This window comes from Yoonia vestfoldensis (genome assembly GCF_002158905.1).
GTDB lineage: Bacteria > Pseudomonadota > Alphaproteobacteria > Rhodobacterales > Rhodobacteraceae > Yoonia > Yoonia vestfoldensis_B.
Genome location: NZ_CP021431.1, coordinates 1,653,575 through 1,670,368 on the forward strand (window position 1 = coordinate 1,653,575; position 16,794 = coordinate 1,670,368).

Consider the following 16,794-nt stretch of genomic DNA (forward strand, 5'->3'; position numbering starts at 1 on the left):
TCAGCGCGCCCCCGCCACGGCGCGCAAGGCCCGTGCGCGTGCCGGTGGGATGGCGGCGATATCAAGGCAGGTAAAGACATGCAGCGTGTTCATCTGCCGGTCCACCACCGCGTGATCGCTGACCCAGCCGCCCATCGCCAGATAGGACCGCAGCAAGGACGGCATGGGCGCGGACCCGTCACCCTGGCCCTGCAGCGCCACCACCTCGGCTGCCTTGACGCCGGGGCGCAAATGCGCGGGGCCTTGATGCTGGGCGGCCAGCCGCGCCAGGGCCAGCCCATAGCGCGCAGGATCAATGCCCGCGAAACTGGTGCAGCCGAACAGGATCTGCACCCCCGCGTCATCGACGATCTGCGCCAGCGCGCCCCAGGCGACGCGCACGACATCCGCGTCCAGCACATCGGCGGCGATGCAGAACCGCCCCATTTCCATCAGCGGGCCGGATAAGCCCGCCAGACCCGACAGATCATAAAACTGCGCCGCATAGCTTTGCGCGATATCGCCGCCCTGCCCGATCAGCATGATCCGCGCCACAGCGACCAGCCGGCCTGTGCGATCCGCGATCATCAGATGCTGGCAGCGCGCGTCAAAACGATCCGCATCCCGCCCGGCCCGGCCGAAAAAGCAGCGGTGCCGCAGCTGCTGACAGGCGGCCAGATCGGCGGGGCTTGCCGCCAGACGCGCGTGATAGCCTGCGATCTCGAATGCGATTGTCATGGCCTGCCTTGGCGATAGGGGTCTTGCGCCCTACCTTATGCACAATGGCTGAAAAAGGAATATGACATGGATAAAATCATCAAATCCGATGCCGAATGGCGCGACCAGCTGTCTGATCTGGCGTTCAAAGTGACGCGCAAACATGGCACCGAACGCGCAGGCACGCATGAGGATTTTCCCAAGACCCCCGGCACCTATCTTTGCGTCTGCTGCGGCGCGCCTTTGTTCGACCAAGGCGCCAAATTCGAAAGCGGCACCGGCTGGCCGTCTTTCTATGAACCGATCGCGCCCGAACAGGTCGGGGAATCGGTGGATCGCGGGTTTTTCATGACACGCACAGAGGTCCATTGCGCCCGTTGTGACGCGCATCTGGGCCATGTCTTTCCCGATGGGCCTGCCCCCACGGGGCTGCGCTATTGCATGAACGGGGTCGCGCTGACCTTTGAACCGGCGGATTAGAAATCGTCATCCGCGCCCAGCAATGTGCCCGCATCCAGCCGCCCGAAAGACCCAAGCAGCTGTTCCAGCACGCCCAGATCCCCGATCCCGTCATCGGTGACGCGGCGGTCCAGCGTGACCACGCGCCCGTCCTCGAGCGTATAGCGGCTGACGTTGCGCAACCGGTCGGCGCTGTCAAAGCGCAGGGCAATCACAGTGCGGTCCACCTCTTGCGGGGCAAAGGGGCCGATCCGGTCGAATTGGCTGGCGACGTAATAAAGCGTATCATCGCGCAGGGCGCCGTCCGATGTGGGCGGGCCAAAGAGCGTCATCACCTCGTCGCGCGTGGTCTGGCCGACCGCAAGCTGCGCCAATTCGCGCGCATCAGGGGCGAAACCGTGGAACCTTGTCATCGGGGTGCAGGCCGTCAGCGCCACGACAGCCAGCACAAAAACCGGAGCCCGCAGGCTGGCGCGCAGTTTGGTCATGGTCATGTCAGGCCCCTTGCTTTGGCATCTGATGCCTTTTATTCCCCCTACATCACCACCCGCCCCTGTTCAAGAATCGAAAGCACCCTTGCCCCAGATGCCTCAATCACTCTTGCGTTTGGCCGATCTGGCCGCCGCGCGCGGAACCAGCTTTGTGCTGGAACCCGATGCCGCCGAACGCGCCTCTCTCGCGGATACTTTGGGGATCGTCAGCATCAAAAAGCTGCGCTTTGCAGGCAAGCTGTCCCCGCAAGGCCGCAAGGATTGGCATCTGAGCGCCCAGCTGGGGGCGACGGTCGTGCAGGATTGCGTGGTCACGCTGGACCCTGTCACGACCCGCATCGACGAGGATGTGACCCGCCAATATCTGGCTGATCTGCCCGAACCGACCGGCACCGAGGTCGAAATGCCCGAGGATGACACCACCGAACCGCTGCCCGACAGCATCGACCTTTACGCCGTGCTGGCCGAGGCTTTGGCGCTGGCGCTGCCGCTTTATCCGCGCGCCACGGGGGCGGAACTGGGACAAAGCGTCTATACCGAAAAAGGCGTCGCCCCCCTGACCGATGAAGCGGCCCGCCCTTTCGCTGGGCTGGGTGCCTTGCGTGACAGGCTCAAGGACAACGACGGCTAAAGCGCCCCTCTTTCAACATCTTTTTCGTAAAAATATCCCCGCCGGAGGCATCAACTGTGGCGCAGCCACAGGCAGACCCCGGCAGATCAGGCAAAAAAGGGTTGCGCCGGACGTTTATCGCGGTATTTAAGCGACCTCTTTCATACAGCGTCTCGACAGGGCTGCCAGATTGGCGTAGGACCCCCGACAGATGCACAAATCAGGGCCGCGCGCCCGTCTATCATAGGGTTCCGTCATGGCCGTCCAGCAGAATAAAGTTTCCAAATCCCGCCGCAACAACCGGCGCGCGCACGACTCGCTTGTCGCTGCAAACCCCAACGAATGCGATAATTGCGGTGAAATGAAGCGTCCGCATCATGTCTGCCCATCCTGCGGCCATTACGCGACACGCGAAGTCGTCGCCAGCACGACCGAGGTCGATCTGGACGAAGACGCAGCATAAGCTGTAACGCAGGCACAACAGCATGATACAGCGCCAGACGGGACCAGTCTCGACATCGGCCAATGTGCTTTCTGTTGATGCTATGGGTGGCGACAAAGGGCCTGCAACCGTGGTTGCGGGCCTTTCAAAGTTTCTGGCCGCCACACCTGATGCCCATGCCCTGCTGCATGGCCCCAAGGCCGAGCTTGATCCTTTGGTCGCCGCGCATCATCTGGCCGGTCGCGTGACCGTGCATGATGCATCCGATGTCGTAAAAATGTCGGACAAGCCCAGCCATGTGCTGCGGCATGGCAAGAAAACCTCGATGTGGTCGGCGATTGACGCGGTGCGCGACGGTCAGGCTGCGGTCTGCGTATCTTGCGGCAATACCGGCGGGCTGATGGCTTTGTCGATGCTGCGCCTGCGCAAGGCCGAAGGCGTGAACCGCCCCGCGATTGCCTGTCTTTGGCCCTCGCGCAACCCTGCGGGGTTCAATGTCATGCTGGATGCCGGGGCCGATATCCGCGCCGATCAGGATGATCTGCTGACCTATGCGCTGATGGGGGCGTCATATGCGCGCAACGGGCTGGATATCGCCCGCCCCCGCGTCGGGCTGCTGAATGTCGGCACCGAGGAACATAAGGGCCGCGCCGAATTGAAGGTCGCGCATGAGCTGATCGCGCGTGCCGCCGAGAAGGGCGAGTTTGATTATATCGGATTCGTCGAAGGCGGCGATCTGCCCTCGAACAAGGTCGATGTCATCGTCACCGACGGATTCACCGGCAATGTCGCGCTGAAAACCGGCGAAGGCACCGCCTCTTTGGTGGGCGAATTGCTGCGTGGCGCGATGATGGGCAATCCTTTGTCGATGCTGGGCGCGCTGCTGGCGCGCGGATCCTTGCGCCGCCTGCGCAAAAGGATCGATCCGCGCCGGGTGAATGGCGGTGTCTTTCTGGGGCTGAACCAGACCGTGATCAAAAGCCATGGCTCGGCTGATGCGACAGGTGTCGCCGCGGCGCTGCATCTGGCCTACCGGCTGGCGCAGACCGGTTTTTCGGACAAGCTGGCCGCGCGGGTTGCATCCGCCGCCACACTTGCCCAAGATCAGGGCCAAGATAATGCCGCCGAGACAGGCAGCAACAAAACGGGCGATTAACACGATGACACGGCGCGCAGTGGTCAGGGGCATCGGGCATTACCTGCCCGACAGGATCGTTCCCAACAGCGAATTCGAAAAGACGCTGGACACATCGGATGAATGGATCAAGACCCGGTCCGGCATCGAACGGCGTCATTTCGCAGCCGAAGGCCAGACCACATCCGACCTTGCGATCCGTGCCGCCAAAGCCGCGCTGGCCATGGCCGCGATCGACCCCAATGAGATTGACGCCATCGTCGTGGCGACATCGACCTCTGACCTGACCTTTCCCTCGACCGCGACGATGGTGCAGAATGCCATTGGCAATACCACGGGCTATGCCTTTGATATCCAAGCGGTTTGCGCCGGTTTCGTCTATGCGATGTCAACCGCGAATGCGCTGATCATCTCGGGGCAGGCCAATCATGTCATGGTGATCGGCGCGGAAACCTTCAGCAAGCTGATGGATTGGACCGACCGGGCGACCTGTGTCTTGTTCGGCGATGGGGCCGGCGCGCTGATCCTGTCGGCCGAAGACGGCGATGGCAGCACTGCTGATCGCGGCATCCTGTCGGTCGATCTGAATTCGGACGGGCGGTACAAGGATATGCTTTATGTCGATGGCGGGGTCTCGACCCGGACCACCGGCGTGCTGCGCATGGAAGGCCGCGAGCTGTTCCGCCATGCCGTCGAAAAGCTGGCCCAGACCGCCGATACCGCCCTGCATAAGGTCGGGCTGACCGCCGATGACGTGACCTGGGTCGTGCCGCATCAGGCCAATATCCGCATCATCCAGGCCACCGCCAAGAAACTGGGTGTGGGCATGGACCGCGTGGTCGTGACCGTGCAGGACCATGGCAATACATCCGCCGCCTCGATCCCGCTGGCGCTGTCGGTCGGCGTGGCCAATGGCCAGATCAAGCGCGGCGATCTGGTCGTGACCGAGGCGATTGGCGGCGGTCTGGCCTGGGGGTCGGTGGTGCTGCGCTGGTAGCCGGGTCATGTCTTGCAAAGCCCTGTTGCAAGCCCTTGTTATTGACTCTGAAATTGGCCCGCGCCAATGTGATGCGAAATCGCGGGGATATGGTGCATGACGGATAAGACTTTGACACGGATGGATCTGGCCGATGCGGTCCATAACGAAGTGGGCCTGTCGCGCAACGACAGCGCCGATCTGGTGGAAAGCGTGCTGACGCATATTTCCGATTCGCTGGTGGCGGGCGATACGGTCAAGATTTCGTCCTTCGGCACTTTTGCGGTGCGTGACAAAGCCGCCCGTATCGGCCGCAACCCCAAGACCGGCGAAGAAGTCCCGATCCATCCGCGCCGCGTGCTGACCTTTCGGCCCTCGCATCTGATGAAAGATCGCGTCGCCACCGGGAACAAGACCTGAGCCATGGCCAAAGCCCGCGAAGCCTTTCGCACGATTTCCGAAGTCGCGGAATGGCTGGATACCCCGACCCATGTGCTGCGCTTTTGGGAAACCAAATTCAGCCAGATCCGCCCCGTCAAAGGGGCCGGTGGCCGGCGCTATTACCGGCCCAGCGATATGGATCTTTTGGGCGGGATCAAGCAATTGCTGCATGAAGACGGGCTGACCATCAAAGGCACCCAGAAATTGCTGCGCGACAAGGGCGCCAAATATGTGGCCACGCTGGGCCAAAGCGTGACGCCAGAGACCGCCGAAGAGGTTGCGCCTGCACGCGCGCCCGAGAGCGTGGCAGCGCCAGAGACACATCCAGAGATTGCAGCAGCGCCCGCAGCCCCGGCGCCAGTCGTGGCCCCGGCCCCAGTCATGGCCCCGGCCCCGGCCGCCCCCCCGGCGCAGACAGCGCTGGCCTTTGATGATGCGCCGCAACCGCCGCGCCATCCGGTCTTTGCGGCCCCGCCACAAGAGCTGCCCGATCTGCCCGGCCGCCTGATCGGACGCGCACCGCTGCACCCCGGCGCCTTGCAGGCGCAAGCCGCCCGGATCGCGCCGCTGCTGGCCCGGCTGGAGGGTCTGCGCGCCCGGATGCACCGCGCCTGACAGCGCTGTCGCGCCGAAAAACTTTTTGCCTCCGGCGGGGATATTTAGGCTCGGAAGATGATGCTTTTCGGGCTTGTCCCTGCGCCAGATTCCAGTATGAACACGCCTAGTCGGGCTATAGCGCAGCCTGGTAGCGCGTCCGTCTGGGGGACGGAAGGTCGCAGGTTCGAGTCCTGCTAGCCCGACCAATACAGCGTTTCAGGACAGGCCTGGAACATGATCTGTTGCTTTTCGCGGTTTTGCGCAGCGAAACGTGACACAGGTCTTTGCTGAAACGCTGATCATCGCCCGCTTGCCTTTCTGTGCAGCGGGCGTTTTGATATCCGCAAAGGGGCGAGAGATGCAAAACGGCGTTCTGGCAGACCATCAGATCCGCGCGCTGATTGCGCGGGGCGCGATCCATGCGTCAGCGCCGATTGCGGCGGGTCAGATCCAGCCCGCCTCGCTTGATCTGCGGCTGGGGTCCACGGCCTACCGCGTGCGCGCCTCGTTTCTGGCCGGCCGCGCCCGGACGGTGACCGAACGGCTGGCGGATTTCCAGATGCATGCCATTGATCTGACCGGCGGGGCGGTGCTGGAAAAAGGCTGCGTCTATGTGGTGCCCTTGATGGAAAGCCTGTCCTTGCCTGCGGGAATGACGGGGGCGGCCTCGGCGAAATCATCCATCGGGCGGCTGGATCTGCTGACGCGGATCATCACCGATCATGGTGTCGAATTTGACCGCGTGCCTGCGGGATATAAGGGGCCGCTTTTTGTCGAGATTTGCCCGCGGTCCTTTTCGGTCGTGGCCCAGCCCGGCCAGATGCTGAACCAGATCATTTTCCGCCAGGGCAAGACCATCATGTCCGATGAAGAGCTGCGCGCGCTGCATGCCGTCACGCCTATCGTGTCGGGTGATCCGGTGATTTCGGAAGGCTTGGGCTTTTCCGTCGATCTGCGCCCCGCGGCGGGCAATCTGGTCGGGTATCGCGCCAAGCCACATACCGGCGTGATCGATCTGGCCAAGCTGAACCATTATGACCCGGCCGAATTCTGGGAAAAGGTGCATACCGATAGCGGCTGGATCATCCTTGATCCGGGTGCCTTTTACATCCTTGTCAGCCGCGAGGCGATTGTCATCCCGCCGATGCAGGCGGCCGAAATGGCCCCCTATCTGGCGATGGTGGGCGAATTTCGCGTGCATTACGCGGGGTTTTTCGACCCCGGTTTCGGCTATGCCGCCGCAGGTGGCACCGGATCACGCGGCGTGCTGGAAGTCCGCTGCCACGAGGCGCCTTTCGTGCTCGAACATGGGCAGGTCGTGGGCCGGTTGGTTTATGAACATATGGCCGCCCTGCCCGAGGCTTTATACGGACAGGCGATCCAGTCCAATTACCAAGGACAGGGGTTGAAACTGTCCAAACATTTCAAAGCTAGCGCATGAGGCGGCGCAGCAGGCGCATCCCCTGTTGCAATTTCTTGCCCTGACCGGCACCGGGCGCGGGTTTGCCCGCCTGTCCGCCGCCTTTGGACAGCTTCTGCATCCCTTTGCCGATCCCGCGGTTCATCACCTGCCGAAGGATCATCGTGACCACACGGTTCATATTCATCGTTACAGCCTTTCACACCAAACAGGCGCGAGGATAGCGCCGAACCCTCAATCTTCAAACAATTCGGATTGATCTTGATCGCCGCTGTCTTCGCCCGCATCCTCGGGCGCGGCCGTGCCGGGGGGGGGCCGGTTTTCCAACAGGCCAGCGGCGCGCAATTCCTTGAGCCCGGGCAGGTCGCGGGCGTTTTCCAGACCGAAATGATCCAGAAACACCTGCGTGACGACAAAGGTGACCGGCCGCCCCGGTGTCATCTTGCGCCGGCCAAAGCGGATCCATTCCATTTCTATCAGCTGGTCGATGGTGCCGCGGCTGACGCTGACGCCGCGAATTTCCTCGATCTCGGCGCGGGTCACGGGCTGGTGATAGGCGACGATGGCCAGCGTTTCGATCGCCGCGCGCGATAATTTGCGGGTTTCGACGATTTCCTTTTGCATCAGGAACCCCAGATCGGGGGCCGTGCGGATCGCCCAGGCATCGCCGATGCGCACCAGGTTGACGCCGCGCCCTTCATAGCGTTTGCGCAAATAAGCCAGCGCCTCGGCGGGGTCGCAGCCATGCGGCATCCGCCCGATCAATTCTTGCAGCGTGACCGGATCGGCGGTGGCAAAGAGGATCGCCTCGACCATGCGTTCCTGTTCGCCCATCGGGGGCGCGTCAAACAGGCTGTCATTTTGCGGTTTAGCCATTGCGCGGTTCTTTCTTGCGTATCTGGATCGGAGCGAATGTATCGCCTTGGCGGATTTCGATCTTGCCTTCTTTGGCCAGTTCCAGCGAGGCGGCGAAAGTCGCCGCTGTCGTGGACCGTCTGCGTTGCGGATCGGCATTCCAACCATCGGGCAGATAGCTGGAAATATCGGTCCAGTCACCGGCAAAGCCGATCAGATGGCGCATCCGTTCCAGCGCCTGTTCCATCGTCATCACATGCTGCCGGTCCAGCACGAAGGGCCGGAAATCATCGCGGGTGCGGATCCGCGCATAGCCTTGCATCAGGTCCAGCAGCGTCGCGGTATAGCTGATGCGGCGCACGCGCTGCACATCTTCGGTGATGCCACGGGCAAAGAAATCGCGCCCCAGCTGGTCACGCGCCATCAATTGCGCCGCCGCTTCGCGCATGGCGGCCAGACGTTCCAGCTGGAACGCCAGATGGGCGGCGAGTTCCTCGCCCGATGGTCCCGCCTCGCGCGGGTCAGGCGGCAGCAAGAGCCGCGATTTGAGAAAGGCAAGCCAGGCCGCCATCACCAGATAATCGGCGGCCAGTTCCAGCCGCAGCGCCTTGGCCTGTTCGACAAAGGCCAGATATTGCTGTGCCAGCGCCAGAATGGAAATCTGGCGCAGGTCGACCTTTTGGGTGCGCGACAGCGTCAGCAGCAGATCGAGCGGCCCTTCAAACGCGCCGACATCGACGATCAGCGCCTCGGCGGCGACGCGGGCGCTGATACGGTCGGTATCTTGTTCAAATTCATCGGGCTGCATCGGGCCTCACGCTATCAGCGTGTCAAATTCGGCCTCCAGCGCGGCAATGTCAATCTTTTGCGGATCACCCCGCAGCGCAAGCGCATGATCGGCGCGCCGCTGCGCTGTGGCTGACAGCGCACCGGCGGCGGCGGCGACCTGCGCCATTTCATCCGCATCCCCGTTGCAATGCAGGATCAGATCGCAGCCAGCGGCGATGGCGGCCTTGCTGCGGTCGGTCACCGAACCTGCCAGCGCCTGCATCGACAGATCATCGGTCATCAGCAGCCCGTCAAACCCGATCTGGTCGCGGATCACCTGCATCATCACCGGCGATGTCGTCGCGGGCCGGTCGGGGTCAAGCGCTGTGAAAACGATATGCGCGCTCATCCCCAAGGGCAGATCGCGCAGCGCCGTGAAAGGCGCGAAATCATGGGCGGTCAGATCATCGACGCTGGCACTGACACGCGGCAAGGCCAGATGGCTATCGGCCTGCGCGCGCCCGTGACCGGGGATATGTTTCAGGACCGGCAGCACGCCGCCCGCCAGCAAGCCATCGGCGCAGGCCCGCGCGGCGGCGATCACACTTGGCACATCGCGCCCGTAAAGGCGGTTTTGCAGGAAAGGATGGGTCGCATCCTCGGCTACATCGGCCAGAGGCGCGCAATTGACGTCGATGCCCACGGACAGCAGATCATGGGCGATCAGCCGGTAGCGCAGCCATTGTGCGCGCAAAGGATCGCGCGCGCGCGCCATCTGGTCCAGCGCGGGCAGATAGTCGCGCCAATGCGGGCTGCGCATCCGTTGCACGCGCCCGCCTTCTTGGTCGATCAGGATCGGGGCATCGCGGCCCACAGCAGCGCGCAGATCGCCGGTCAGGCGGCGCAGCTGGTCGGGGCTGTCGATATTGCGCGCGAAAAGGATGAACCCCCAAGGGTCGGCGTCACGGAAAAACCCGCGTTCCCATGGCGTGATATCCAGCGCGGCTGGCCCGAAAATCGCCGCTGTCTGCGTCACTTAATTGACCACGACCGCGATACATTCGGCCCCTTCGGCCTGCAGCGCAGCACAGAACCGGCGGGCATCGTCGCGGTCGGCAAAGCCGCTGGCGCGCAACCGGTACCAGGTGCCGCTGCTTTGGGTGCTGACCTGCACGACGCGTTCGCGCCCGGCCATCAGCGGACCAAAGCGCCCAGCCAGCCGCGCCCATTCTTCGGCGGCCAGCGCGGGCGATGAAAACGCGCCCAACTGCACCAGATCAGTGCCGGTGGCGAAACTGGCGGTGCTGACAGGCACCTCTGAAAGCGTCGCCGCAACAGGCGCGGACGGGCTGGCCGCCGCCGCCCCTGCCGCAGCCGTGCGCAAAGAGGCAGGCCGCAGCACCGGACGCAGCGACAAGGCGACACCGGGCACAGAGACAGGCACCCGGCCTGCCACGGTGGTTTCTGCGGGGGCGGCATCCTCGGCGGTGATCTGGGTGACCATGGCCAGCACATCCTCGACCGTGGCGCCCATATTCTGGGCGGGCACGGCAAGCGCGGCGGCATCGGGCAACAGGGCGACGGGTTGCATCGTTTCTTCGCCCACATCATCGACGCTGGCCATCGGCACAGCCTCGAGGTCTTCGCGGGCAAGACCGGGCATGCGCGGGGCCAGCACAAGGCGGTCCTCGGGGGCTGCGGCCTCGCCCATGGCGACCAATTCATTGACGGACAGGCCGACATGACGCGCGATATCACCGCCCGGATCATCGGGCAGCACGCGCATATCGCCTTCAATCGCGCGGACCACGGGGATGCCCGTCACGTCACGCATGATCAATTGATATCCCCAATATCCGATCCCGAAAATCAGCGACAAAGAGACCAGCGCCCCGGTCGCATTCGTCCAAGATTGCGCGGGACCATTGCCCGACCGCGGGGGAAACCCCTGCTCGTATGTTGCCATCACTGCCTCACTGCCCGCGCCGTTTACGGCTTGTCGGGTCGTCTGCTCTGCCTTTGGCCGGCGGGCTGCGTTAGCGCATTTCCTCTGCCGGTTTGACGCCAAGAATACCCAAACCGTGCGAAATAACAATCGCAACAGCCCGGATCAGCGCAATTTTCGCTTGTGTTGTATCAGAATCACCCATTTGCAGGAAGCGCAGGCTGGTATCGTCATTGCCCCGGTTCCACAAAGCGTGGAAATCCGACGCCAGATCATAAAGATAAAAGGCGATCCTATGGGGTTCATGACCCTTGGCCGCGATTTCCACCAGACGCGGCCATTCCGCGATCTTGCGCGCGACCGCCAGTTCGGCATCATGGGTCAAACCCGCCAGATCGACCGCGGCCAGCGTGGCATCATCAACGGCAATCCCGGCATCTTGCGCCTTGCGCAGCACCGAATTGACCCGCGCATGGGCATATTGGACGTAAAAGACAGGGTTATCCTTGGATTGTTCCAACACCTTGGCAAAGTCGAAATCCAGCGGCGCGTCATTCTTGCGCGTCAGCATGTGGAAACGGGTCACGTCGGGGCCGACCTCGTCCACCACATCGCGCAGGGTGATAAAGGTCCCTGCCCGTTTCGACATTTTGAAAGGCGCGCCGTTTTGATATAATTTTACCAGCTGCGTCAGCTTGATATCCAGCGGCACCTTGCCATCCGATAGCGCGGCCACAGCCGCTTTCATCCGTTTGACATAGCCGCCGTGATCAGCACCGAAGACATCGATCAGCGCATCATAGCCGCGCTGTACCTTGTCGTAATGATAGGCGATATCGGGCGCGAAATAGGTCCAGGCGCCATCCGATTTCTGCACCGGCCGATCCACGTCATCGCCATGCGCGGTGGATCTGAACAGGGTCTGTTCGCGCGGTTCCCAATCTTCGGGCGTCTTGCCCTTGGGCGGTTCCAGCACGCCTTGATAGATCAGCCCCTTGGCTTTCAATTCCGCAATCGCTTTTTCGATCAAGCCGCTGCCATAGAGTGACTTTTCCGAATAGAAATGATCCATCGTGATGTTCAGCTGCGCCAGATCCTCGCGGATCAGATCCATCATCGCATTGGTGGCGAATGCGCGCACATCTTCTAGCCAGAATTGTTCGCCCTTGTCGATATAGGCATCGCCGACCTTGTCCTTCAGCGCCTCACCCACGGGGATCAGGTAATCGCCGGGATAGGTGCCTTCGGGCCAATCCACCGATAGATCATGCGCTTCGAGATAGCGCATATAGACCGATCGCGCCAAAACATCGACCTGCGCGCCACCGTCGTTGATGTAATATTCGCGGGTCACGTCATAGCCTGCGTAATCCAACAGGCTGGCCAGCGCGTCACCAAAGACCGCGCCGCGCGTATGGCCCACATGCAGCGGGCCGGTGGGGTTGGCGGAGACATATTCAACCATCATCCGCTGCCCCTGCCCCAGATTGGACCGGCCGAACGCGGTATCTGACAGCGCTGCCTTGACGATCCCATGCCAGGCGGCGGGGACCAGACGCATGTTCAGGAAACCGGGGCCTGCGACATCGGCGCTGGCAATCAGCGGATCGGCGGCCAGTTTCACCGCCAGCGCATCTGCAATCGCGCGCGGGTTCAGGCCTGCGGGCTTGGCCAGCACCATCGCCGCATTCGTCGCCATATCGCCATGGGCCGCATCGCGCGGCGGCTCGACCGCGACGGCATCCAGCGCCAGCCCCTGCGGCAGCGCGCCCTCGGCAACCATCTGGTCAAGACAGGCCAGCACACGGCCCCGCATATCAGCGAAAAGGTTCATTTTATCGGTCCATTTTTGATCCGGCAGGTGTATCACCCCCGCCGCCCGCGTCAATTCCCGTCGATCACGCCGGGGGGGATGGTTTCGCCGCCGATCAGGCGCTTATGTTCCTGAATGGCGAAACGGTCGGTCATGCCCGCGATGTAATCCGCGACGATCCGCGCCAGCGCGGTCCGGTCTGCCGCATCGGCCACATCCTTGCGCCATTGTTTGGGCAATTCGCCGGGATTATCCATGAAAAAGGGGAAAAGTTCATTGACCATCTTGGTGACCACCACCCGCATGTCCACCACCGCAGGCGCGCGATACATCCGTTCGAACAGGAATTGCCGGATCACTTTCAGATCGGTCCAAAGGGCGGGCGAAAACTGGATCACCATACGCCCGGCATGGCGGATATCATGCACCGTTGCGGGGTTCAGATCGGCCAGATTGCGGCGGCTGACGGCGATCACATCCTCGACCAGCACGCCGAAAAAGCGGCGCAACGCCTCGTGCCGGCGGCGGTAATAGTTCAGGCCGGGATATTTCGCATCGACCCGCGCGAAACATTCGCGCAGGATCGGCAGGGCGGCCAGATCATCGGTGCTGAACAGTTCCGCGCGAAGTCCGTCATGCAAGTCATGGTTATTATAGGCAATATCATCGGATAATGCGGCGACCTGCGCCTCGGCGCTGGCATGGGTATGCAGTTCCAGATCATGGCGCGCATTATAAGCGGCCAGCGCATAGGGGATCGCGCCTGTCACCGGCCCGTTATGCTTGGCGATCCCTTCAAGCGTTTCCCATGTCAGGTTCAGCCCGTCCCATTCGGCATAATGCCGTTCCAGATCGGTGACGATCCGCAAGGCCTGCGCATTATGGTCAAACCCGCCATAGGGCTGCATCAGCGCATCCAGCGCCTCTTCGCCGGTATGGCCGAAGGGCGTATGGCCAAGGTCATGGGCCAAGGCGACCGCCTCGGTCAGTTCGACATTCAGCCCCAAGGTGGCAGCGATGGTGCGCGCGACCTGTGCCACCTCGATCGAATGGGTCAGGCGGGTGCGGAAATAATCGCCTTCATGTTCGATAAAAACCTGCGTTTTATGCTTGAGCCGCCGGAAGGCAGAGGCATGGATGATCCGGTCGCGATCCCGCTGAAAGGGGGAACGAAAGGTGCTTTCTTCCTCGGGGAAAAGCCTGCCGCGCGGGTTGGCCGGATCGGTCGCATAGGGCGCTGTCATTTGTTTGCCTGTTGTCGGGTTTGCCTGACTTGCCTATATGTCAAAGATGAACAATCCGAAAGGTGATGCAATGCTCACGCTTCCTCCCAAGGTCACGCCGCGCGCTTTTGAACGGCTGGCGGAAATCGGCGCTGCCGCGCAAGGCAAGGCCCTGCGTATCGCGGTCGAAGGCGGCGGCTGTTCGGGGTTTCAATATGAAATCGATCTGGATGATCCCAAGGACGATGATCTGATCCTGTCGGACAAGGGCGAAACCGTGGTGATCGATTCCATATCCCTGCCCTTCCTGACCGATGCGGTGATCGATTTTTCCGAAGAATTGATCGGCGCGCGCTTTGTGATCAATAATCCCAATGCCTCGTCATCCTGCGGCTGCGGCACATCGTTTGCCATGTGATGAAAATCGCGACTTACAACATCAATGGCGTCAAGGCGCGGATCGAAACCCTGTGCGATTGGCTGGATGACAGCGCGCCTGATGTGGCGATCTTGCAGGAAATCAAATCGGTCGATGAGGGTTTCCCCCGCGATCTGATCGAGGATCGTGGCTATCATGTACAAACCCATGGGCAAAAGGGGTTTAACGGCGTGGCGATCCTGTCGAAACTGCCGCTGGAGGATGTGACCCGCGGCCTGCCCGGCGATGATGCCGACGCACAGGCCCGCTGGATCGAGGCGACGGTGGTGGGCGATGTCGCTGTCCGCATTTGCGGGCTATACCTGCCCAATGGCAATCCCGCACCGGGGCCGAAATTCGACTATAAGCTGGCATGGATGGAAAGGTTGCTTGCGCGTGCCCGCGATCTGCTGGCCGATGAGATGCCCGCGCTGATGGCGGGCGACTATAATATCATCCCCCAAGCCATGGATGCCGCAAGGCCAGAGGTCTGGCGCGAGGATGCCTTGTTCCGCCCTGAAAGCCGCGCCGCCTATCGCCGTGTGCTGAACCTTGGCTTTACCGAGGCGTTTCGCAGCCGCGAACCGGGCGCGGGCCATTATTCGTTCTGGGATTATCAGGCCGGCGCTTGGGAAAAGAATAATGGCATCCGCATTGATCATTTCCTGCTGACCCCGCAATGCGCGGATTTGCTGGCGGGGGCCTGGATTGAAAAAGACCTGCGCGCCCGCGACAAACCGTCCGATCATGTGCCGGTCTGGGTGGAACTGCGCCCCTGACGGGGCTTGTGGCGCGTCGCGCGAGGATATTTTTACTCGGAAGATGCCGGGTCGAAATTGTAAAGCCAGCCCAGCCGGTTGATGAAAGCATCGGGGGCGATTTTCCCGAGCGTTTTCAGCCCCAGATGCGCCACGCGCCGTTGCAGCCCCGACAGGTGGTAATTGCGCGCATTGGCATTGGCGGCGGCGATGGCGCGGCTGACCCTTGGGCGGCGCGCCTCTTGGTAGGTGGTTAAGGCAGCGGCCAGATCGGGCTGTGCATCGGTGATGCGGGCGAGCGTCGCGGCATCCTCGATGGCGAGATTGGCGCCTTGCGCCAGAAATGGCAGCGTCGGATGGGCGGCGTCGCCAAGGAGTGCGATCCGCCCATTGTGCCAATGATCCGCCACCGGATGCCGGAACAACCCCCATAGATGGCAGGTCTGCACCCGCGCCAGCAGGTCGCGCAGCACAGGCGCGCAATCGGCGAAAGCCGCGCGCAGATTGGCGGAATCATCGGCATGGTGCCAGCCTTCGGCGGCCCAAGCGGCGCGTTCCTGCACAGCAACGATGTTCAGACGGTTTTCTGGCAGAGGATAGGTCACCACATGCCGCCCCGGCGCCATCCAGATTTGCGCCACGCGCGGCGCATCGGTCGCGGGGATGATCGCGCGCCAGGCGACCTGGCCGGTGAAGAATGGGCATTCTGTCTGGTTCAGCAGCGGGCGAGTCACCGCATGCAGCCCATCTGCGCCGATGGTCAGATCTGCGCCCGCCATTCCCGTGGCGCCCAAATCATTGATCTGCGCATCCAGATTGATCTGCACGCCTGCATCCGCGCAGGCCCGGGCCAGCAGCCCGATCAGATCGGCGCGGTGCAAAAACCGGTAAGGCGGGGTTTGGCGCGTCAGGTCGAATTGTGTGACGGCGCGCCCGCGCAGCGCATCCATCGGCTGGACGCCAGCCGCGCGCAGGCCAATCTGGTCGAGCCGGTCCGACAGGCCCAATGCGTCAAGCGCGCGCGCCCCATTGGGGGTGATTTGCAGGCCTGCGCCGACCTCTGCGATGGCGGGGGCTTGTTCGTGGATTCTGACCTGCGCGCCTTGGCGCGCAAAGGCCAGCGCCGCTGTCAGCCCGCCGATCCCACCGCCGATAATGGCGATATGGCGTCCGGCATTGGCCGCCATATCAATCGTCGCGATGGACTTTTTCACGCCGCTCGTGGCGTTCTTGCGCTTCGAGGCTCATCGTGGCGATGGGCCGCGCATCCAGCCGCTTGAGCGAGATCGGCTCGCCGGTGATTTCGCAATAGCCATATTCACCCTCGTCGATGCGGCGCAGGGCGGCGTCGATCTTGCTGACCAGCTTGCGCTGGCGGTCGCGGGTGCGCAATTCGATGGACCTGTCGGTTTCCTCGGAGGCGCGGTCGGCCACATCGGGGATATTGCGGGTCTGGTCCTTCATCCCCGCCACGGTGTCGCGGCTGTCTTCGAGGATTTCGGCCTTCCAATCGAGCAGCTTGCGCCGGAAATATTCGGTCTGTCGTTCGTTCATGAAAGGTTCGTCATCGGCCGGACGATAATCGTTCGAAAGAAACACTTCGGCTTTCATCGCATTTTCCTTGTCTGGCGATCGGGTGACGCAACCACAGGCGATGCTGTCGCGGTCCCAATTCAAGCGCCGTGTATCCCTTTGGCCCAGCCATGTCACCCCCTGAATTGATCTGCGGGGCGGCTGTTGCCCATCG

The 16,794-nt window shown here is 62.4% G+C and carries 21 protein-coding genes and 1 tRNA gene; 11 read left to right on the plus strand and 11 right to left on the minus strand.

What is annotated here, in order from left to right; translation table 11 throughout:
- Nucleotides 1–717: a GNAT family N-acetyltransferase gene (locus LOKVESSMR4R_RS08125; protein WP_087207348.1), complete on the minus strand. Its 717-nt coding sequence runs from the start codon at nucleotides 715–717 to the stop codon at nucleotides 1–3.
- Nucleotides 718–783: 66 nt separating this feature from the next.
- Between LOKVESSMR4R_RS08125 and msrB the strand changes: the two genes are divergently transcribed.
- Nucleotides 784–1,176 (plus strand): peptide-methionine (R)-S-oxide reductase MsrB, encoded by a 393-nt coding sequence (gene msrB, locus LOKVESSMR4R_RS08130; protein WP_087207349.1) that lies wholly within the window; start codon nucleotides 784–786, stop codon nucleotides 1,174–1,176.
- On the opposite strand, the gene LOKVESSMR4R_RS08135 is transcribed toward msrB, so the two are convergent.
- The gene (locus LOKVESSMR4R_RS08135) at nucleotides 1,173–1,649 is read right to left on the minus strand and encodes an outer membrane protein assembly factor BamE (RefSeq protein ID WP_087207350.1); all 477 of its coding nucleotides are present in this window, start codon (nucleotides 1,647–1,649) and stop codon (nucleotides 1,173–1,175) included. The genes msrB and LOKVESSMR4R_RS08135 overlap by 4 nt on opposite strands.
- A gap of 91 nt (nucleotides 1,650–1,740) precedes the next feature.
- On the opposite strand from LOKVESSMR4R_RS08135, the gene LOKVESSMR4R_RS08140 reads away from it, so the two are divergent.
- The 8 genes from LOKVESSMR4R_RS08140 (at nucleotide 1,741) to LOKVESSMR4R_RS08175 (ending at nucleotide 7,288) form a co-directional block, all read left to right on the plus strand.
- On the plus strand, nucleotides 1,741–2,277 hold the full coding sequence (locus tag LOKVESSMR4R_RS08140; RefSeq protein ID WP_237331938.1) for a YceD family protein: 537 nt from the start codon (nucleotides 1,741–1,743) through the stop codon (nucleotides 2,275–2,277).
- A 235-nt stretch (nucleotides 2,278–2,512) separates the two neighbouring features.
- On the plus strand, nucleotides 2,513–2,719 hold the full coding sequence (gene rpmF / locus LOKVESSMR4R_RS08145) for a 50S ribosomal protein L32 (RefSeq protein WP_087207352.1): 207 nt from the start codon (nucleotides 2,513–2,515) through the stop codon (nucleotides 2,717–2,719).
- Between the two features lie 22 nt (nucleotides 2,720–2,741).
- Nucleotides 2,742–3,854 (plus strand): phosphate acyltransferase PlsX, encoded by a 1,113-nt coding sequence (gene plsX, locus LOKVESSMR4R_RS08150; RefSeq protein WP_087207354.1) that lies wholly within the window; start codon nucleotides 2,742–2,744, stop codon nucleotides 3,852–3,854.
- 4 nt (nucleotides 3,855–3,858) lie between these two features.
- Nucleotides 3,859–4,830, plus strand: a complete 972-nt coding sequence (locus LOKVESSMR4R_RS08155) for a beta-ketoacyl-ACP synthase III (RefSeq protein ID WP_087207356.1) — start codon at nucleotides 3,859–3,861, stop codon at nucleotides 4,828–4,830.
- A 96-nt stretch (nucleotides 4,831–4,926) separates the two neighbouring features.
- The gene (gene ihfA / locus LOKVESSMR4R_RS08160; protein ID WP_087207359.1) at nucleotides 4,927–5,229 is read left to right on the plus strand and encodes an integration host factor subunit alpha; all 303 of its coding nucleotides are present in this window, start codon (nucleotides 4,927–4,929) and stop codon (nucleotides 5,227–5,229) included.
- A gap of 3 nt (nucleotides 5,230–5,232) precedes the next feature.
- Nucleotides 5,233–5,865: a MerR family transcriptional regulator gene (locus LOKVESSMR4R_RS08165; protein ID WP_087207361.1), complete on the plus strand. Its 633-nt coding sequence runs from the start codon at nucleotides 5,233–5,235 to the stop codon at nucleotides 5,863–5,865.
- A gap of 111 nt (nucleotides 5,866–5,976) precedes the next feature.
- A tRNA-Pro gene (locus tag LOKVESSMR4R_RS08170) sits at nucleotides 5,977–6,053 on the plus strand.
- Nucleotides 6,054–6,205: 152 nt separating this feature from the next.
- Entirely contained in the window at nucleotides 6,206–7,288 is a 1,083-nt protein-coding gene (locus tag LOKVESSMR4R_RS08175) for a 2'-deoxycytidine 5'-triphosphate deaminase (protein ID WP_204248744.1), read from the plus strand.
- Here LOKVESSMR4R_RS08175 and LOKVESSMR4R_RS20435 read toward each other — a convergent pair.
- The 7 genes from LOKVESSMR4R_RS20435 to LOKVESSMR4R_RS08205 form a co-directional block, all read right to left on the minus strand.
- Nucleotides 7,278–7,454, minus strand: coding sequence for a hypothetical protein (locus LOKVESSMR4R_RS20435; protein WP_204248745.1), 177 nt, complete (start codon nucleotides 7,452–7,454; stop codon nucleotides 7,278–7,280). The genes LOKVESSMR4R_RS08175 and LOKVESSMR4R_RS20435 overlap by 11 nt on opposite strands.
- 47 nt (nucleotides 7,455–7,501) lie before the next feature.
- Complete coding sequence (scpB, locus tag LOKVESSMR4R_RS08180) at nucleotides 7,502–8,143, minus strand: SMC-Scp complex subunit ScpB (protein WP_087207363.1); 642 nt, start codon at nucleotides 8,141–8,143, stop codon at nucleotides 7,502–7,504.
- A complete protein-coding gene (locus LOKVESSMR4R_RS08185; RefSeq protein WP_087207365.1) occupies nucleotides 8,136–8,930 on the minus strand; it encodes a segregation and condensation protein A in 795 nt (264 codons plus the stop codon). The genes scpB and LOKVESSMR4R_RS08185 overlap by 8 nt, the downstream gene beginning before the upstream one ends.
- A gap of 6 nt (nucleotides 8,931–8,936) precedes the next feature.
- Nucleotides 8,937–9,926, minus strand: a complete 990-nt coding sequence (nagZ, locus tag LOKVESSMR4R_RS08190) for a beta-N-acetylhexosaminidase (RefSeq protein WP_087207368.1) — start codon at nucleotides 9,924–9,926, stop codon at nucleotides 8,937–8,939.
- Nucleotides 9,927–10,856, minus strand: coding sequence for an SPOR domain-containing protein (locus LOKVESSMR4R_RS08195; protein WP_087207371.1), 930 nt, complete (start codon nucleotides 10,854–10,856; stop codon nucleotides 9,927–9,929).
- 70 nt (nucleotides 10,857–10,926) lie between these two features.
- Nucleotides 10,927–12,669, minus strand: a complete 1,743-nt coding sequence (gene argS, locus LOKVESSMR4R_RS08200) for an arginine--tRNA ligase (protein ID WP_087212861.1) — start codon at nucleotides 12,667–12,669, stop codon at nucleotides 10,927–10,929.
- 50 nt (nucleotides 12,670–12,719) lie between these two features.
- Entirely contained in the window at nucleotides 12,720–13,892 is a 1,173-nt protein-coding gene (locus LOKVESSMR4R_RS08205) for a deoxyguanosinetriphosphate triphosphohydrolase (RefSeq protein WP_087207374.1), read from the minus strand.
- Nucleotides 13,893–13,962: 70 nt separating this feature from the next.
- Between LOKVESSMR4R_RS08205 and LOKVESSMR4R_RS08210 the strand changes: the two genes are divergently transcribed.
- Both LOKVESSMR4R_RS08210 and xth read left to right on the plus strand, forming a co-directional pair.
- Nucleotides 13,963–14,289 (plus strand): HesB/IscA family protein, encoded by a 327-nt coding sequence (locus LOKVESSMR4R_RS08210; protein WP_087212864.1) that lies wholly within the window; start codon nucleotides 13,963–13,965, stop codon nucleotides 14,287–14,289.
- Nucleotides 14,289–15,068, plus strand: a complete 780-nt coding sequence (gene xth, locus LOKVESSMR4R_RS08215) for an exodeoxyribonuclease III (protein WP_087207376.1) — start codon at nucleotides 14,289–14,291, stop codon at nucleotides 15,066–15,068. The genes LOKVESSMR4R_RS08210 and xth overlap by 1 nt, the downstream gene beginning before the upstream one ends.
- Before the next feature lie 32 nt (nucleotides 15,069–15,100).
- Here the strand turns inward: xth and LOKVESSMR4R_RS08220 are convergent, their stop codons facing one another.
- Nucleotides 15,101–16,234, minus strand: a complete 1,134-nt coding sequence (locus LOKVESSMR4R_RS08220) for an FAD-dependent monooxygenase (protein WP_087207378.1) — start codon at nucleotides 16,232–16,234, stop codon at nucleotides 15,101–15,103.
- Between the two features lies 1 nt (nucleotide 16,235).
- On the minus strand, nucleotides 16,236–16,658 hold the full coding sequence (gene dksA, locus LOKVESSMR4R_RS08225) for an RNA polymerase-binding protein DksA (RefSeq protein WP_087212867.1): 423 nt from the start codon (nucleotides 16,656–16,658) through the stop codon (nucleotides 16,236–16,238).
- Between the last annotated feature and the right edge of the window lie 136 nt (nucleotides 16,659–16,794).

Coding starts and splice junctions, on each gene's coding strand:
- LOKVESSMR4R_RS08125 (WP_087207348.1), bottom strand. CDS start 717: ATGACAATCGCATTCGAGATCGCAGGCTATCACGCGCGTCTGGCGGCA.
- msrB (WP_087207349.1), top strand. CDS start 784: ATGGATAAAATCATCAAATCCGATGCCGAATGGCGCGACCAGCTGTCT.
- LOKVESSMR4R_RS08135 (WP_087207350.1), bottom strand. CDS start 1,649: ATGACCATGACCAAACTGCGCGCCAGCCTGCGGGCTCCGGTTTTTGTG.
- LOKVESSMR4R_RS08140 (WP_237331938.1), top strand. CDS start 1,741: ATGCCTCAATCACTCTTGCGTTTGGCCGATCTGGCCGCCGCGCGCGGA.
- rpmF (WP_087207352.1), top strand. CDS start 2,513: ATGGCCGTCCAGCAGAATAAAGTTTCCAAATCCCGCCGCAACAACCGG.
- plsX (WP_087207354.1), top strand. CDS start 2,742: ATGATACAGCGCCAGACGGGACCAGTCTCGACATCGGCCAATGTGCTT.
- LOKVESSMR4R_RS08155 (WP_087207356.1), top strand. CDS start 3,859: ATGACACGGCGCGCAGTGGTCAGGGGCATCGGGCATTACCTGCCCGAC.
- ihfA (WP_087207359.1), top strand. CDS start 4,927: ATGACGGATAAGACTTTGACACGGATGGATCTGGCCGATGCGGTCCAT.
- LOKVESSMR4R_RS08165 (WP_087207361.1), top strand. CDS start 5,233: ATGGCCAAAGCCCGCGAAGCCTTTCGCACGATTTCCGAAGTCGCGGAA.
- LOKVESSMR4R_RS08175 (WP_204248744.1), top strand. CDS start 6,206: ATGCAAAACGGCGTTCTGGCAGACCATCAGATCCGCGCGCTGATTGCG.
- LOKVESSMR4R_RS20435 (WP_204248745.1), bottom strand. CDS start 7,454: ATGAATATGAACCGTGTGGTCACGATGATCCTTCGGCAGGTGATGAAC.
- scpB (WP_087207363.1), bottom strand. CDS start 8,143: ATGGCTAAACCGCAAAATGACAGCCTGTTTGACGCGCCCCCGATGGGC.
- LOKVESSMR4R_RS08185 (WP_087207365.1), bottom strand. CDS start 8,930: ATGCAGCCCGATGAATTTGAACAAGATACCGACCGTATCAGCGCCCGC.
- LOKVESSMR4R_RS08195 (WP_087207371.1), bottom strand. CDS start 10,856: ATGGCAACATACGAGCAGGGGTTTCCCCCGCGGTCGGGCAATGGTCCC.
- argS (WP_087212861.1), bottom strand. CDS start 12,669: ATGAACCTTTTCGCTGATATGCGGGGCCGTGTGCTGGCCTGTCTTGAC.
- LOKVESSMR4R_RS08205 (WP_087207374.1), bottom strand. CDS start 13,892: ATGACAGCGCCCTATGCGACCGATCCGGCCAACCCGCGCGGCAGGCTT.
- LOKVESSMR4R_RS08210 (WP_087212864.1), top strand. CDS start 13,963: ATGCTCACGCTTCCTCCCAAGGTCACGCCGCGCGCTTTTGAACGGCTG.
- xth (WP_087207376.1), top strand. CDS start 14,289: ATGAAAATCGCGACTTACAACATCAATGGCGTCAAGGCGCGGATCGAA.
- LOKVESSMR4R_RS08220 (WP_087207378.1), bottom strand. CDS start 16,234: ATGGCGGCCAATGCCGGACGCCATATCGCCATTATCGGCGGTGGGATC.
- dksA (WP_087212867.1), bottom strand. CDS start 16,658: ATGAAAGCCGAAGTGTTTCTTTCGAACGATTATCGTCCGGCCGATGAC.